Below are 16,429 nucleotides of genomic sequence, written 5' to 3'. Positions count from 1 at the left end.
ATATGGCAACTAAAAAGAAAAAGTCTACCAAAGAGGTAGCAGCGCCACAAAAGCCAAAGGGAAAATTCCAAGAGATCATCCGTAGTGGATATGGTTTCACCAAAGGAGACAAGATCCCGATGCTTCCAGGCGCTATTGAATTTTACAAATCAGTTAATATCATTAAATAATGGCACTTTTAACAAACATAGTAAACACGCTAAAATGCGGCCTTAGTGGCGTATTCGGTGCGGGGCTTGCTCATTGCAAGTTTATTTTTAAAGACATGGCAGGCGGTGCAATCCTCTTGCTTAAAAAAGGTACACAACTACCAGAGGATATCACATTGGATAGTCTTAGGGCTTTACAAGTCGCTGGAAAGTTGATTGTACTTAAAGATCCAGTATCATTTGAGGATCAATCTGGAGAGGATCAAGTAGAAACATTTTCTTCTGGTGTAGAAGTAGATGCAACTTCTGGACTCTACAAGTTGATGTTCCAATTTGTGAATGGATTGTTATTCAACAATGTACTTGCAAGTCTCAACAGTCAAGGCGCTTATGATGTCGTGTTGGTTGATGCTGGTGGTAACGCTATTTTCTACACTTCAAAATCAGGAGTAAGAAAAGGTTTTACACTAGGTCGATTAAAGGCTTCCAAGATCGCTTTTGCATCTGGAGCAACTACCAATAAGACTGGAATAATGATGCAGCTTATCAATCGTGTGGAGATGGACCAAGGTCTATCTGTTATCGATGCAAGCCAATTGGACTTCTCATTACTTGAATTGGAAGGTATCAACCAGATGGAGATCACTCTTGACGCACCAGCAGATGGAGCGGTATCTATCACTGGTAAACTCGTAAGCAAATGGGATGGTAATCTAACAGTTCCATCAATTGCCTTAGAGGATTTTACGTTTACTGGAGTTGTACCAACAGCCGCAGTAGTTGGAGACGATGGAACACTAACGTTGACCGTTCCAGCATTGAGCGCTGACCAAGCAATTACAGCCTCAATTAATGGAGTCTATACGACTACTGAAGGCCAGTTATTCAAGTCGAACACGGCTAAAGTTGTGGTAACGGCATAACCTAAGATCAGTTTAAATATGAAAAGCCTTGCTCTAGAACGGGGCAAGGCTTTTTTTAATTATGGGAACAACAATACGCGATCTATACGAGTCAGTTTCTAGGGCGCATGAGCAATTACCTAGTGAGGTGGAGCGCATTATAGAGAGGTTATCCGATAAGATAATTGAACTCAATACAGAACGCCAAATGTTTGAGGGCGTTGACAACGAGGGAAAGGATTTAGGGGTTTACAAACCACTTACAGAGGAACTAAGCCAGGGAATTAGCGGTAAGGGCTATCCCAAGAGGGCTGGAGATCCATTTAACACATACGCTACTGGCGAACTATGGAAAAGCATAGATATACTATTCAATAATGGGAATCTAAGATTTTTCACAAACAAACCCAATCACCCATTCCTGCAAAAGAAGAACGCAAAAGATCTATTAGGACTAACAAAGGACAACCAATACGAACTTAACTACGAATTACTTAAACCCAGAATCCTAGAATGGCTACACAAGACAATATAATCGACAATTGTGATGATCTGATGTTACCAGCTTTCGCGAAAGTGGTTAATACTGGCGATCTAAAGGTATTGGGAAATGGTACGGACGAGCAGTTAGGCGCTGCATGGGATAAGATAATGGATGAGTACCGATCTATTGTAGGCAAAGGTAGTGATACGGTTGTATGGCGTAAAAAAGTGCAATTACAAGCCGTTATCAATCAATACAATGACGTTACAAAGGCGCTAAACATTTATTTCAATAGTGATTTAGAAGATGATCAAAAATCAGAATTACTAAAGTTACTTAAAAAGGATAAGATAAACATTGATCCTAAAGCTGATGTTAAGCAAGAAATTGAGCGTATAAACCGTCAATTAAAGGCTAAGGAGACAAATATAAATTTCAGGACCAGTGAACTGAAAGCGATTTTACCAGAACCAACAGAAAAAAAGGAATTTGATCTTACTGCTCAACTGTACCAATTAGGTAGAGTATTGGAATACAACTACAAATTAATAGCAAAGGAAACGAGTTTAAAAGAGTTTGCCTTAATGATAAAAGAAGCAGAACAAAGAAACTCTAAAAATAAAGCGGCATGAGCAACAATAGCATAGATACTGTAATTGATAAGCAGGCTTTTGATCAGCTTACTAGGCTAAAAGAGGAAGTTAGAGGTCTTACTTCTGAATTTATAAAAATGTACGAGGCTTCACAAAAACTAAGAAACAAACCTTTTTTATCTCCAAGTGGTGGCGCACCAGCAGCTAGAAAACAGTTATCTGAAATGGAGAAGATGCAAAGGGCCTTAAACACCACCATTGAAAAGACATCCTTAGCAGAAACAGAACTTGCCAGAAAATACGCGGCATCCAGAGAACAGTTAAGACAAAAGAACCTAGAGAACAAACGCGCTGCAATATTAGCCAATGAAGAAACTGGAGCCTACAAAAGACTTTCCACAACCCTAAACAAGTTAAGAGCTGAATACAAGGATGTAGCAGCCGCAGAAGGTATAATGTCCAAAGAGGCTATTAGATTACGTAAGCAAGTTACTACTCTTGACCAATCACTTAAAAAGATTGATGCTAGTGCTGGTCAATTTGGTAGATCAGTAGCAAACTACCCGACAGCTTTCAGAGGTGCAGCTAGTGCATTGAGAAACCTAGTAGGTGCTTTTGGTTTTGTAGGTGGTATATACTTATTCAGTAACGCAGTACGCGATTCATTCCAAAGGGTTAAGCAGTTTGATAACGCCATGCAAAATATTGCGGGTGTAATGCGGGTAACTCGAAAGGATATAAGCGATCTAGAGCGCGAAATAATAAAGGTGTCTGGTGCTAGTATCAAGACCAGTAACGAGGTGGCGAAATTAGCGGAAAACCTTGTAACGTTGGGTAAGACCAAAGAAGAAATCAAAGACCTTTTAAAGCCAGTCAATGACCTTGCAATAGGTTTGGAAACTACAAGCGGTGAGGCTGCTGAATTTCTGGTGCAGATGCTAAATACTTTTGGAGCATCCACGGATGAGGCGGCTAAGTATGCTGATGTAATTGCCACTATTAGAACGTCAACATCGCTAGACTTCCAAAGGATGCGCGATTCATTTCAGTACCTAGCGCCTATTTCCAGAGTATTGAATAAGGATCTAGCCTATACTGGTAGTTTGATAGGTATTCTGTCAGATAACGGTGTAAAAGCGGAACGTGCTGGTAGATTATTGGGTACTGCTCAACAAAAACTGGCAAAGACTGGAAAAACTCTAAACCAAGCATTAGATGAGATAAATGCCAGTACAGCGAGAGGTGATACGGAAATCCAAACGCTAAAGGTCGCTTATCAATTGATGGGCGCGCAAGCGGCTAGTTTAGGTGTCGTTCTTGCAAATAATACCGATATAATTGACACTAATGCCGAGGCTATACGCAATAATTCTGGAGCGTTAAAAGACTTAACTGACCAACAATTAGAGAGTTTAGAGAATAAGCTGAAAATATTGGATGCTACATGGGAAGCATTGATATTAAATATTGATAACGGTACGGGTCCTGTTTCTGATTTCTTTAAAACAGCTATTGAAGGAGCAACAAGGTTGTTAAAGATGTTTGATAAACTTAATGAGACTCGAGATGATAGGCTCCTTAATTCAAATCAAAGAGGTCGCCAAAGCGCTGAAGATGAATTTACAAACCAGCAGACCAAAACCGAATACACGGATGAGGATCTTAAGAACCAAAAAGTATTTGATAGTAGATTAAACAAAAGGGTAACTGATGAGGAATTTGCCAAACAACAAAGAGATAAAAGAAAGCGCGAATTAGATCAGTTTTTAGTAGATAGCAGTAAAGGTGTAACGGTAATCAATCAAGAGTTGGCGAAACTTGACGAGGAGTTTTCCAAAAACACATGGTACAGCACAAAAATGACTGACCGTACCTATGAGAAAAGAAAAAAACAACTCGAAGCAGAAAAGTATTTGATTGAATCACAAGCCGCATCATTACGCGGTCAAGTTGAGTTTTATGATGAGATACTAAACAAGACAGATGAAGTAAATACGGATTTAGATACTGGAGATGGAGATACTGGCGGCGGTTCTGGTGGTGGTTCAACAAACAATCTAGCAGCGAAGCGCATGAAGGATAGTATGGCTCTTAAAGAGTTCTTACTTGAGCAGGAGATAGAACTTAACGATGCTATTTTCCAAGATGAGGAACTAACCTACATTTCAAGACTTGCATCGCTAGAACGCTTTGAGGAAGCTAAGATAGAATTGGCACAACTTAGACTGGATGAGGAACTAAAAGCCAATAAAGACAGTTTAGACGGTCAAAGGTTGGCGCGTTTGAAATACGAGCAGGAACTTGTAGAGATAGACCGTGAAAGGCTGGAACGTCTTAAGACTATGGTAGTCGATGTTAATGACGTGATGGAAGAACAAGGCCTTGAAGAAATCATTGACAACGTACCGGTAGAAGATGCTCTACAGTCATTAGCCAATACATTCAAAACATCATTTGAAGAAATGCAAGAGGCTTACCAGCGATTCCTAGACGGTGGTGGTCAAGGCGGCTTTGGTGCGTTCGCTCAAACTATGGCGGATCAATTCAAGGCTGCAAACGAGCAGATAGCGGATCTATCAGAACAAATAGGTAGGGAGTTAATCAATACTACCAATGCCATATTTGATAATAGACAGCAGCGCATTGAGGACGATATACAGCGCAATAATGACTACTATGCTAGGCTATTAGATAACGAGCGCCTAAGCACGGAACAGCGCGATCAACTGGAAGCTGAACGCGAGGCAAAGAACAGACAGCTAGAGAAGAAAAAAAGAGGGGAACAACGCAAGCAAGCCATATTTAACAAGACGGTTGCACTTGCTGAAATCGCTATTAATACCGCTTTGGCAGTATCTAAGGTTACGGCACAAGCTGGACTGGCAGCACCTCTATTGATTCCTGCAATTATTGCACTAGGAGCAGCCCAAGCCGCTACGGTATTAGCAACTCCAATACCACGCTATAAGACTGGTAAAAAGAAATCCGATAACTACGAAGGTATCGCATTATTAAATGACGGTGGCCGAGATGAAGTACGTGTTAGCGCGGATGGTTCTGTAGAGCGTTTGAAAGGTAGAAACATCATAGGACACGTTGCAAAGGATGATGTTATCTATCCTAGTGAGCAGGCTTTTAATGATGCTTTAAGACAAGGCGATATGGACTATCTAAAAAGCACTTTGAACCAAAACGGTATTATGCTATCTGGAGCGAGTAAATCAAACAAAATCAGCACAGCTGGAATACGTAACGAGATCAAACAAGGGATAAAATCAGGATTTAAAAGCGTAAGGCTCAACCCAACTATTAATGTTCAAAACGGAAGTATTGACGATTACATCAAAAGAAAAACTGGATGGATAAGAAAAGGGTAAAGTTCGTACTTCAAAGCAAAACGCAGCCAGCCTTGGAATTAAAAACCAATCCAGTAGGTTGGGATGATAAGACGCGCAAAATATCCAAAAAGGTAGGTATTGTATTTGACTTTGCAGAAAAACTGACTTTCTATGGTGATGGTTATGAATACATAAGACAAGCGGAAAGCATTGAAGGCTTTGATGCGGTAATACTTTGCACGAAATACTTCTTAAACAAGCATGATAGATACGAGATTGAGTATTCAGGACAAATAGACCTATCAAAAAGAGTTAAGAAGTTCAACTCATATCAAGTCAATCTAGAGAAAGGCGGTTTAGAATTAGACCTTAAGGCATCCTTTAACGATAGCTATGAGTTGGAACGGTTGGATAGTATAGATGGTAAGGTATTGCCACCTCTAAATTACCGCAATGGGTTTTTAAATGGCAGACAGCTACTCGTTACTTCATTGCTGGAGAATAAAGAGACTGTAAACGCTTTTCAGGTTGGATCTTCAAATGCAGTATTAAACTACATCCCAAGCCTAAACAAGGTATATAGTGGAGACTTTGATATAAACGGTGTATTCAATTTGTCCAACGGTTTCAATACTGGCGGTGATACACCACCAATTGATGGAAGTAAGGCGTATATGTCTCGTAGTTTTACTCGTAAGGAACTCAAACTAAAAATAAAAGCGGTTGCAGATTACAGTTTTAATATTTCTGTTTTAAATGGTGCCAACTCTAGTTTTATAGTTCAGTTTTTGGTCTATAAATACATTGATGCAGATAACCCTAGCGTATTTCAAAGAGTGGCAACGGTACAACGATTTGATTATCCAGGATTGCCAAGCGGTCTAAATGAGTTTAGCCTAGACCTAGACACGGATTATAATTTAGTAGTTGAGGAAGATGAAATAGTATTTTTCAGTTTTAGATTCTTTGTTAATGGTCAGGCTCTACCAAGTAATGAATTTAGTATTACTCATACCAATATATCAATAGAAAGTGAAGAAGATAATGCCTATCCATCAACTACCTACGAAGGACTAACCGTACTGGATGCCGCAAAAAGACTTAGCCTGATCACTTTCGGGCGCAATGTGGTACAATCGGAAACACTACTTAACGGACCATTCAAAGATCTACTCATTACATCGGGTAAGAAGTTGAGAGGCTTTCCAGATAGTATGGAGTTAAGCTGGAAAAACTTGATAGAATCATCCCAAAAGATACTTAACATAGATTACGGTATTGAACTCGTGGGCGGCGTTGAAAAGATCGTATTTAGAGAGTTTGATGAGTTCTTTAGACGTAGATCCCTTATTGATTTGGGTTATGTAGGAGACGTTGAGGAAATACCAACAGACCTAAACGAAAAGGTAACGATTGGTTATAAAGAGGCTGGAGAATATGAAGAACAGCAGGGATTGGATGAACACAATACTATTTCCAACTTCAAGCACAATTTCAAGAGCGTGGATGGTGAACTGGATCTTGTTAGCGAGATAAGAGCAGACAATCTAGCAATAGAACTCACACGTAGAAAGCCTAGAGAGGATTTCCCAACCGAAGATACACCCTATGATAAGGATAATTTCTTCATAGACTGCTACCAGCAATCAAGCAGTTACATAAACCGCAATTGGGATAAGGATTTTAAAGTGCTACCTACTGGAATATACAGCCCAGAAACAGCCTTTAATTTGAGGTTATCACCAGTAAACACCTTGTATCGATACAGTAACCGTCTTACTTGCCTATCACAATACCCAGACCGAAAGACATTGTTTGTAAATGCCGTAGGAAACAGTCAACTGGAAACACAATTAAAGGACGTTGGAGCGGTGGAGATCGACCCAAGACTGGAGCGCGGTGATATTCTAAACAGCGACCTATTAAAACCGTTATTCCAGCCATATGAGGCTACGTTCGTTTATAGGTTCAGCGAGGAACAGCTAAGGTATCTGATGAAGTCCACGGACGGCATACCGCATTACTACTACTCATTAAAATACACCGATAGGAACGGTAATATCAATTACGGTTTCCTATTGGAATACCAACCATCAAAAGAAGGACAAATCAAGTTAATCAAGGCAAATTATGGCATCTAAAATAGAAATAACGTTTGACGCAACACCCAATGAAAACTACTTTATTAGGTTGTTTGGTAATGGGTTTTATCTAGGTCTTAGCGGATTGTCAAAGTTCGTGACCCAAAGGGTGCAATCTGGTCAAGTTACCATAGCAGACACCTTGGATGCAACAATTGATAACTATTTCCAAGCATTAAGGGTCGACCTAAACGCTAGCGGTTCTTTTAGTATTGAAAGGATTGAGAATGGAGTATCTATAACGACCGCAGAAGATGGTGTATTTGATAATGTATCTGAAGGGCAGGCAGATGATGAGCAACCAACTGGAACAGCTTCTTTTGTAATTACACAAGTCTCTAGCGTCATACTTTTAAAGGTTGCAGACGTTGAATATTTGCCAGCAACTACAAATCCTTGTGATAATGTCTTGGTTAGGGTTACGGCAACAAAGACCTTTAAGGATCTTACCGCTCCAGTCGTGATAAACGATGTTAACAGCGATGTAGTCGAGTTTGAAGTTACTAGAGGCATCGACTTCTCCATAGGTTTACGCGAGGGTGAAATAGGTGGTTTTACATTTGATGGTTATAGAGCGCCAGCACCCATACTTATATCAGACTTTGCGATCACATCCACAGCCGTACCAACTGGCTATATCTTGAGCGTGGAGAATCTTAATGAGGTTACTTCAAATAATATAACCTACTCATTGGATGGAGTGGAGTATAGATCCAGCGGTGTATTTGATGGACTGCTTCCTGGTACTTTTACAGTCTACATAAAGGATTCATTCAACTGTATTAAAACAGTAAACTACACCATTGAACAAATGGATATTGGAGAGGCCAGCGCAACGCCATACTTCCATTATCCAGTCGGGAACCCTATCCCTATGGTTAGGCAAAAAGTAAACGCGATAGGTGAGAACTACGGAGTAGGTGATCTAATCAGCAGCTTTGAAAAGAACGACATAGCAGGAAATTATTTGCAGCCATTTCTAAATACTGATAGACCTACTTTGCAGGTCCACACGAGTTACAACAACCTTAACCTAGTGCTAAACGATTGCGATGGTAACGAGGTTTTAAGCGTTACGCCAGAACTTGCCATAAAGAATATTAACGCATTTGATTCAAGGGATGCCATAAGCTACACCGATGAGGATGGAGTATTAAGGATCTACTTTACAACTGGAAACACCTATGATGAGTTTGGGCAAATAAAGGTAGATGAGGGTCATTCCCTTGCTGGATCTTTGCCAGCTTTCTATGAGATTGGAAAGTTTATTAAAGTAGGTACATTGTTCCAACAGATAGTAGCTATTGAGTTCAATGATGAGTTTGACCGTAGCGAGGTAATTACTGGAGACAGACCACAGACAGCCGTAAACAATGAGCCAGTTATAGTGTCGGCATATTATAACGAACAGCCCTATAACGTTTACGAGTTTCCCATAAACCTAGATCAGGATTTAGGGATCTATCAGGCTGTTATTACCTACGGTTATTTAGGCAATGATCCAGTAGGAGAATACCGAAGTGAATTTATAGAGGTTAAAGATGATCTTTATAACCACCACCTAATCAAATATTGGTCGGATGGTGTCAAGGGATTGATCTTTAGCAAAGGCTTCTTTGGTTCTATACGTGTGGAATATGATAGTCCAGCTAAGGACGTTACCACAACGGACAGCGAGCAATACCAAGCGGATGATAGGCTGGTTTCCATTGATGATGAAAAGCTGGAGATCTACGAGTTTGATTTCGGTTATGTAGCCAGTAATATTAAACGTCAATTAATAGAGGTGTTACTTAACGACGTGGTGTTTATCGATGGAGTACAATACAAAAAGGTAGGAGACTACGAAAGCGAAAGGTTGGGTACATCAAACCGCTACACCTTTAAAGCGACCTTGCAAAGGCAATATGATAGGGCTTATAGATTGGGTGATTACAGCGTTAGTCAGTTAGTTGTCGATCCTTTCCCAGTCGGTAGATTTGTCGTTTCTAACGGTAGTTTTGTCAATAGTAACGGATTGGTGGTAAGTTGATTGATGGTAATGGATATGCACATCGGGCTGTTTAGGTTCTCTTGAATGGCCTGTTAGCAGATCAAAAAAGAACACGTCTATCTTATATCCAAGATAACCAGATACTAATAGTAAAAATATTATAACAATAAAGCCCAACATATAACAAAAATATGCGGTTTATACTAGCTATTTGCTTAATTTTGTTATTTAGAATGAATATAAATTAGGGTTTAAATACGTATATTTAAGTTATGGCTACAGTTCAAGAACAATTAGACGATTTAAGAAGGGCAGTAACCAACGTTAGCGAACCCAACGATTTTACAGCCGTAACCAGTAGACCTACCAATGGTAGTGCAGTAGGAATTGATCCCGCTACAAATGAATTAGTAAAACTACCTTTTGATGTTCTAGCGCCTACGTTTGGAAAGGTCAAAAAGGTAACAACCGATCAGATTACCTTTGGATATACGCCAGTTGAGGATTACGAACTTGTACAGACAATCCTGCCGAAACAAGGTTATTTCGTTCAAAAAAAACCTACCAAGGCGGATTTTGTAGATAGTGTAATCTTTCTGGAATTAGCAGAAGGTAAAACTCCGTTACAGAACGCAGTTGAAACCGATGATTTTATTTATTGGAGAGTTGACACAGCAGAATCAAATATCAACATACTGCGTTACGTAGTAGATCAGTTCTATTCATTTGAATACTGGAATACTCGTAAGGGTTTTACTTCTTTAGATTTTGAAAACAAACTAGAAACAGGTGGATATGTTGGAACTGCTCAAGATCTAAACGCTGCAATATCAGGGGCGGTATCAGGCTTTAGAGGAACTTTACTAATAACAGATAACCCTACACTTGACGGTTCATACCAACCATTGCAAGCTGGAACTTATCCAAATGCTGGAAACTTGGTCTATGATCCTGAAGATACAGATAAAGGATTTGATGTTAAATTCATAAAAACTGGTTCTAGTTGGAATAAAACAAAAGTAAACATCACAAGCAATGAAGATGAGCCTTGTGTTAATAAAATACTCGATGTACGGACTTACGGATTGCCAGATGACTTTACCCTGCAAACATTTGGGCAGTTAGATTATATTAAACCTTTAGATGCCCTTGTTTCAAGAAGGCAATCCACAATTAGATTTGGCAGAACACTACAAGATATTACTGCAAAATATTGTGCGATCATAGTTAATGAAAACGATTTAGTGTCTCAATTTAATACTAGGGACTCTAATGCGGCTGTTATAGATCAAGCCACCGTCATCATCAGGGGTGGCAAAAAATTGATGTACTTAAACATCGAGAATACATCAATTGATTTTATTCTATTGGTTTTAGGCACAACAGATACTGCTAGGGTTACGTTGCATGATTTCTATTTTGGTGATGATTTCCCAACCTTTAACATCGTCCGAAATATTAAAAACGATGTAGCTGTACCTGATGAACCCTTATGGATGGTTGCAGATTATAGAGATAGAACTTCTGCGAGGGTATTTCGCAGTCAAGTTTTAAATGTTCCATTCAATAGGTTAAATGAGGGTAGATTTAAGAGGTATATCTTTTTTGATGAAATTAAAAGCAATGAAAATCTATCGATGCCTATAGAGATAAGGGTTTTTAATAATTCAAATGGGATTATAAAATCAACTAAAAATATAGGGTCTAAAGGTGTTATTGATCTAGAAAACCAAGCTAATATAGATGCTGCTCGTGTTTTTCAAATTCTAGTGAGTGCTTCTGAGGAAGGTTTAGATGGTATTGACTGGGTTCAAATAACAAACGTAAGAACAAGCGACAGTCTTTCTGTAAATGTTATGGAAAAAGCGGAGATTCCATCCTATGAAACATCTTACGAGGCGAAAGACATAGGTGAAAACCTATTTAGGGTAGGTAAAACCATATTTCAAGGAAAGCCACCTGAAAATGCTGGTAGAGAACCCGACCTTAGCCCTGGCGGTTGGAGTGATGTTTCAAGTTATGACTATACAGGCAAGTCGCTTTCAAGAAAAACGGTTAGAGATATAAAGGTTATTGATACTAAAGGCAACCTGAATACAGGTGGCGCACTTCAGAAGGGGCGTACACTCCTTTATGTAGATAAGGAAGGATTGATGTATTTCTACAATTCAGGAAACATAGAAAGCATCCAATTTGAATCGCTTTTGGCGGGGTTACAACCACACGATCAAATAGGTCTTACTAGGTCTGGGATTACATTTATTACACTCCCACAAGACGCTACAGATACACAAAAAGAGGATCTATGGCAGTCAATGAAAGATAAGTGGAAAATGATTCCAGATACCTTTAATCTTGACATAGTTTCGGCTGTTCCTGCTCTTGCTGGTTACGCCACGCAATTTGGAAACGGTACAATTCAGTTTAATAACCAACTTTTAAGAACAGATGACACCGTATCAGTAGCCAAACTCAAAAATCCTATAGTAGGCAATCCTACTCATTTGTTGATATACGACGCAGCAGATCAATTGTTGGATGAAATCGCTTTAGTAGATCATAACTCGTCAGGGCTTGTTTTTGGTGGTTTAAATGCTAATCAAGGATCAATAACATATCCTAGCGAAATTCAAGCTATTATTGATTGGTACAATGGTCAATCTATTACAATAAACACAACGCTAGCGGCTGGTGATTATAAGTTCGTTTTAAGAGGTCGTAGGTATTCCACAACGCTTGTAGATGGTGATGTGAACATCACAGGCGACAACGGTGCTATTACTACCCTTAACATGACTGGAAACACAGGCCTTTTGCCTGGCGCTTTATTGGATATTTCTTCATCTGTAGTAACAATATCAGCGACTAACACAATAACTCTTACGGTTAATTGTGTTACCGAAAAAGATTTAACACTTGGTAATGGGGCAAGCTCAACACCAAACTGGGGACGTACTGCTGTTGGTAAATATGGCACTATAGTAGAATATGTTATAGCGCCAGAACGTCGCGCTGGTATGTGCTATTTCACAATGGATAATGGCGAGACTTGGCAAATGCTTTTTGATTGCTCACTTAATACTTTGTTTACCGCTACTAATGCCCATCACATGCACGGCGCTTGTTACGATCCTTACTGGAAAAAATTCTTTTTAATTGGTGGTGATGCAGATGAAAATAGACCATTTCATTATACTGATGTAGATGATAATATAAACTTAAGTAATGTAGTATGGACTCTTGCGGATTCAGATCCTGACCTTTACAAAATAGCTTCAGGAGAGCAGCATTGTAGCGTTTACGCGCATAAGGATTACCTGTTCTTTGGTACTGACTTCACACTTACTGGTATATGGAGAATGGCTCGTATAGATCAGGAAAATATGACTGATAGAGAGCCATGTTACATAATTAACAACACTCGAATAACTCATATACCATCTGTTTTTTATCAAAAATATGAAGATGATGAAACTATGTGTTTGTCAATGTTGGGTGATTCTATAGGTGAAGCCGAAGTGGCTCGTGAACTTAGAACATCATTATTACACTCCACGGCAGACGGTGTTACATGGCGAGAGATATGGAAGGACGAAGTTAGAAATGGTGGATTCGGTCTTAACGTTCAAAGCAAAGTGTTTCACTACGGTAATTATATCATCTTGAATATTTACAAGGATGCTAGATTTCCATCAGATCAAAGCATGGTCATAATGAAATATATATAGTTTAATTAATGGCTCAAAAAGCGTTCATATCAAAGGATAAGCAGATCATATTACGCCAGCAAAGGCGTATAGATGAATTGAATCAATCCAACCGCGATCTACAGAATATCGTGGATTCTCTTGTATTCAATTACGTTTCCAAAAATGATGACCACACTCTGACGTCAGATGATAACTACATCGATGTGATTGTTCCAAATAAGGTGATGACATTGCCAGGCGCTAGCCTTAATCCCAACAAGGTTTTTGAGATTTCAAATAGTAGCGGTGGATCTACAATTGTAGTTACCACAAACAAAGAAAAAATCTACCTACCAAACGGAGAATACCTAACTGCAACCATCAATGATGGGGAGGTTTTAAAAGTCGCGAGTACCGGCACAAAATGGAGATCGTTATGAGTTTATTTAGTTCAAGTCCTACATGGCAAAATAGCGGCAGTATAAGCGCACTAAACGGAACGGTAACTCTTAACGCTCCAGGAAGTGCAAGTGCTGTTATAGGTGTTTCTGGAACGTTTATAGGCAAGCTAAAAGTAGTTGGTAGTGGTGATACAATAGAAAGTAACGGAGTTCAGGGCGGTAGGTTATTATTTCGTTCTGGCGTTGGTTCTACTGGCTCTAATGAAACGATTAGGGATAACAACAGCCCAGATACCGAGTTTAGGATAGTAACTGGTGGTCGTTCGATTACCGTTGAAATGATCGAGTACACTTCGGGAACAGCAGAAGTTAAGATCACAGCTAGTGCAACATCATCTACCGTGTTTATAAATGGTCCAGTTCACAGTTCAATGGAAGAAGCCGTAAGGAATGGGCGAGCGTTTTCGGTTGGTACTGGCTCACAATCTGTAGGTTCTGGAAATATAATTAAATCAACTTTTTTTAATCCACCTACAAGCGGTGTTAATGCCTTTGTAACTCTTAGGCAGTTCACCAATAACTCCACCAGTACACCACAGCAGGTAAACTTTTATGTAAGCCCTACCGAGTTGGCATCTGGAGACGTAACGCCTAACAACCTTAAGACTGGCGGTGTAACATCCGCGATAAGGTTTAGAACACTTACCAACGCTACAAGTTTAGGAACTCCAACGCTATCACAAGTATTGCCTATCAACGGTATTGAAAAGAGTATTGAGGTATTGAGAATGGTACAGCCTGGAGAAATATTTGGCTATCAATTATCAGGCGTGGGTAATGGCTCATTGTTAAACACGCTGCAAATGTCTATGACTTTTATCTGGTATGAAGAAGCCGCAAATTAATTACAAGTAAAGAACTGAATATGATTACAACATTTATAAACCAGTTACCCACGGATATGCTAACCGAAGATACTTCGTTTAAGGTGTTTCTGTTTTTTGTAATCGTAGTACTGCTAATTGCGATAGGGTTTCTATACAGAAAGGTGGATAATCTGCAAGAGATGATAACCAAATTGCAGAATAATCACAAAGATGATCTTATAGAGATGCTACAAAAGAGCATTGAAAGTAATAGTTCAATCAAGGAACTTATAATGCACACGAGTATAACGGATAAGGCTACCATACTCAAGGCAATAGAGGAACATGACCGATCCATATTTACCAAGATGCAAGAAATAGTATTAAAAAAAGCATAACTCATGAGCAAAGCACTAGAAATATCAAAGAAGTATAGAACGTTACTATCTAAGCACGGTATCAATACACCGCTTAGGCTTGCTCATTTTTTCGCACAACTGGACCACGAGAGCGGTTTAAAGCCTATTAGCGAGAATCTAAACTATTCTAGGGATGGACTACTTAAGACTTTCAGGAAATACTTTGATTCAAATAGTGCCGCAACATACGCGAGAAAGCCTAAAGAAATAGCAAATAAGGTTTACGCCAACCGTATGGGTAACGGTGATGAGTGTAGCGGTGATGGTTGGAAATATAGAGGGCGTGGATTCATTCAGTTAACCGGCAAGAAAAATTATAGTGCATTGTCAAAATCAACTGGCATAGACTACGTAAACAATCCCGATCTATTACTAACTGAACCTGATGCAATGATAGCAGCTTTATGGTTCTGGACTGAAAACAGACTCAATAAGTTTGCAGATATGGATAATGTAAAGGGACTTACTAGGGCGATAAACGGTGGTTACAACGGCTTAGATCATAGGATAGAACTTACAAATAAGTACAAGAGACTATTTAATTAACGCTTTCGCGAAAGCAAAATAATATTGAGATTATGAGCGTGATCATCCTGAGTCATGAGTTAAATGAAGTAGAGCTACAAGGTTTCTTTTATGAACCTAACTATGGATGGTGTTTCTCTTATTACGAAAATGAGGAAGAAGCATTAACAGATAGTGGTTCTTATGGTTTGTTCCCAGCTGATTTTGTTGAAACCGAAACAAATCATCAAGATAGAATAGAATTGTTTTTATCTAAGAGTCCTAAAATACCACTTAAAGATATTGACTTAAAAACAATGCAGTTATCATGAAAACACTAAAACTCCTATTCCTAGTCCTGCTCATCACATCCTGCGGCTCTCGTAAAAAAGCCCTAGAGAAAACCAGCGAGCAGACCAAAACAGAAAACGCTCGTGAAGTCGATAGCGTGGTGCAAAATGATAAGCAAAAGGATATAAAAGAAGATTCCAAAGAGCGGCAATCCACTACAGATGAAGATATAAAACTTGAGGCGGATATCGCAGACCCAACAAAGCCAGCAAGTGCCAAAAAGATCAGGAATGACAGCGTTACGGAATGGCAGTTCAACAACCTTAAGAATGTAAAACTAGGAGATTCCAAAAAGACAAGTGATTCAAGTAAAGAAACGATCTACGGACTTTCAGAAAGAGACAAGTCAGCAATCAACTACCAGCTTCAAGAGTTCAACAAAGAGCAAATTGATAAGCAGGAAAAGACATTGGAAGTCGAAAGCGATAAAGGCACACCGTGGTCCGCAATGGCTTGGGCTGCAATAGGAATAGCGGCTTTAATCATAATAGGTCTAATGATCTACTTCAATAGGATAAGACCTTAAATAATAACTTACGTCAAAAGGGTATAAACCCAATTACCTAACCTATACAGTCCATAAAGAGCAGCGATAACCA

At 39.3% G+C, this 16,429-nt stretch carries 13 protein-coding genes; all 13 read left to right on the top strand.

Translation table 11 applies throughout. The features are described 5' to 3' along the window. Nucleotides 1-2: 2 nt before the first annotated feature. The 13 genes from AAU57_RS15080 to AAU57_RS11905 all read left to right on the top strand — a co-directional run bounded on the left by AAU57_RS15080 (nt 3) and on the right by AAU57_RS11905 (nt 16,356). Complete coding sequence (locus AAU57_RS15080) at nt 3-170, top strand: hypothetical protein (protein ID WP_156340139.1); 168 nt, start codon at nt 3-5, stop codon at nt 168-170. Further along, nucleotides 170-1,072, top strand: coding sequence for a hypothetical protein (locus tag AAU57_RS11965; RefSeq protein ID WP_055413130.1), 903 nt, complete (start codon nt 170-172; stop codon nt 1,070-1,072). Before AAU57_RS15080 ends, AAU57_RS11965 begins: the two co-directional genes overlap by 1 nt. Nucleotides 1,073-1,133: 61 nt before the next feature. After that, on the top strand, nt 1,134-1,586 hold the full coding sequence (locus AAU57_RS11960) for a hypothetical protein (RefSeq protein ID WP_055413129.1): 453 nt from the start codon (nt 1,134-1,136) through the stop codon (nt 1,584-1,586). Continuing rightward, entirely contained in the window at nt 1,565-2,167 is a 603-nt protein-coding gene (locus AAU57_RS11955) for a hypothetical protein (RefSeq protein WP_055413128.1), read from the top strand. Before AAU57_RS11960 ends, AAU57_RS11955 begins: the two co-directional genes overlap by 22 nt. After that, nucleotides 2,164-5,505, top strand: a complete 3,342-nt coding sequence (locus AAU57_RS11950; RefSeq protein ID WP_055413127.1) for a phage tail tape measure protein — start codon at nt 2,164-2,166, stop codon at nt 5,503-5,505. The genes AAU57_RS11955 and AAU57_RS11950 overlap by 4 nt, the downstream gene beginning before the upstream one ends. Continuing rightward, on the top strand, nt 5,487-7,607 hold the full coding sequence (locus AAU57_RS11945) for a hypothetical protein (protein ID WP_055413126.1): 2,121 nt from the start codon (nt 5,487-5,489) through the stop codon (nt 7,605-7,607). Before AAU57_RS11950 ends, AAU57_RS11945 begins: the two co-directional genes overlap by 19 nt. Further along, nucleotides 7,597-9,639: a hypothetical protein gene (locus tag AAU57_RS11940; RefSeq protein ID WP_055413125.1), complete on the top strand. Its 2,043-nt coding sequence runs from the start codon at nt 7,597-7,599 to the stop codon at nt 9,637-9,639. The genes AAU57_RS11945 and AAU57_RS11940 overlap by 11 nt, the downstream gene beginning before the upstream one ends. A 233-nt stretch (nt 9,640-9,872) precedes the next feature. Beyond that, nucleotides 9,873-13,328, top strand: coding sequence for a hypothetical protein (locus AAU57_RS11935; protein WP_055413124.1), 3,456 nt, complete (start codon nt 9,873-9,875; stop codon nt 13,326-13,328). An 8-nt stretch (nt 13,329-13,336) separates the two neighbouring features. After that, nucleotides 13,337-13,729, top strand: coding sequence for a hypothetical protein (locus AAU57_RS11930; protein WP_055413123.1), 393 nt, complete (start codon nt 13,337-13,339; stop codon nt 13,727-13,729). After that, the gene (locus tag AAU57_RS11925) at nt 13,726-14,595 is read left to right on the top strand and encodes a hypothetical protein (RefSeq protein WP_156340138.1); all 870 of its coding nucleotides are present in this window, start codon (nt 13,726-13,728) and stop codon (nt 14,593-14,595) included. Before AAU57_RS11930 ends, AAU57_RS11925 begins: the two co-directional genes overlap by 4 nt. A 362-nt stretch (nt 14,596-14,957) precedes the next feature. Next, complete coding sequence (locus AAU57_RS11915) at nt 14,958-15,521, top strand: glycoside hydrolase family 19 protein (protein ID WP_055413120.1); 564 nt, start codon at nt 14,958-14,960, stop codon at nt 15,519-15,521. A gap of 32 nt (nt 15,522-15,553) precedes the next feature. Next, a complete protein-coding gene (locus AAU57_RS11910) occupies nt 15,554-15,811 on the top strand; it encodes a hypothetical protein (protein ID WP_055413119.1) in 258 nt (85 codons plus the stop codon). Beyond that, nucleotides 15,808-16,356 carry a hypothetical protein gene (locus AAU57_RS11905; RefSeq protein ID WP_055413118.1) on the top strand — a complete coding sequence of 183 codons (549 nt, stop codon included), beginning with the start codon at nt 15,808-15,810 and terminating at the stop codon, nt 16,354-16,356. The genes AAU57_RS11910 and AAU57_RS11905 overlap by 4 nt, the downstream gene beginning before the upstream one ends. Nucleotides 16,357-16,429 lie beyond the last annotated feature (73 nt).

Origin of the sequence: Nonlabens sp. YIK11 (assembly GCF_001413925.1) — a bacterium.
Taxonomy (GTDB): Bacteria; Bacteroidota; Bacteroidia; order Flavobacteriales; family Flavobacteriaceae; genus Nonlabens.
Note: the sequence above shows the minus strand (reverse complement) of the source record. Positions and strands in the feature narration are given on the sequence as shown.

What these genes read in the sequence shown, in the direction of transcription:
- AAU57_RS11965 (WP_055413130.1), top strand. Translation starts at nt 170, where the DNA reads ATGGCACTTTTAACAAACATAGTAAACACGCTAAAATGCGGCCTTAGT.
- AAU57_RS11945 (WP_055413126.1), top strand. Translation starts at nt 5,487, where the DNA reads ATGGATAAGAAAAGGGTAAAGTTCGTACTTCAAAGCAAAACGCAGCCA.
- AAU57_RS11915 (WP_055413120.1), top strand. Translation starts at nt 14,958, where the DNA reads ATGAGCAAAGCACTAGAAATATCAAAGAAGTATAGAACGTTACTATCT.
- AAU57_RS11910 (WP_055413119.1), top strand. Translation starts at nt 15,554, where the DNA reads ATGAGCGTGATCATCCTGAGTCATGAGTTAAATGAAGTAGAGCTACAA.
- AAU57_RS11960 (WP_055413129.1), top strand. Translation starts at nt 1,134, where the DNA reads ATGGGAACAACAATACGCGATCTATACGAGTCAGTTTCTAGGGCGCAT.
- AAU57_RS11955 (WP_055413128.1), top strand. Translation starts at nt 1,565, where the DNA reads ATGGCTACACAAGACAATATAATCGACAATTGTGATGATCTGATGTTA.
- AAU57_RS11930 (WP_055413123.1), top strand. Translation starts at nt 13,337, where the DNA reads ATGGCTCAAAAAGCGTTCATATCAAAGGATAAGCAGATCATATTACGC.
- AAU57_RS11925 (WP_156340138.1), top strand. Translation starts at nt 13,726, where the DNA reads ATGAGTTTATTTAGTTCAAGTCCTACATGGCAAAATAGCGGCAGTATA.
- AAU57_RS15080 (WP_156340139.1), top strand. Translation starts at nt 3, where the DNA reads ATGGCAACTAAAAAGAAAAAGTCTACCAAAGAGGTAGCAGCGCCACAA.
- AAU57_RS11905 (WP_055413118.1), top strand. Translation starts at nt 15,808, where the DNA reads ATGAAAACACTAAAACTCCTATTCCTAGTCCTGCTCATCACATCCTGC.
- AAU57_RS11950 (WP_055413127.1), top strand. Translation starts at nt 2,164, where the DNA reads ATGAGCAACAATAGCATAGATACTGTAATTGATAAGCAGGCTTTTGAT.
- AAU57_RS11935 (WP_055413124.1), top strand. Translation starts at nt 9,873, where the DNA reads ATGGCTACAGTTCAAGAACAATTAGACGATTTAAGAAGGGCAGTAACC.
- AAU57_RS11940 (WP_055413125.1), top strand. Translation starts at nt 7,597, where the DNA reads ATGGCATCTAAAATAGAAATAACGTTTGACGCAACACCCAATGAAAAC.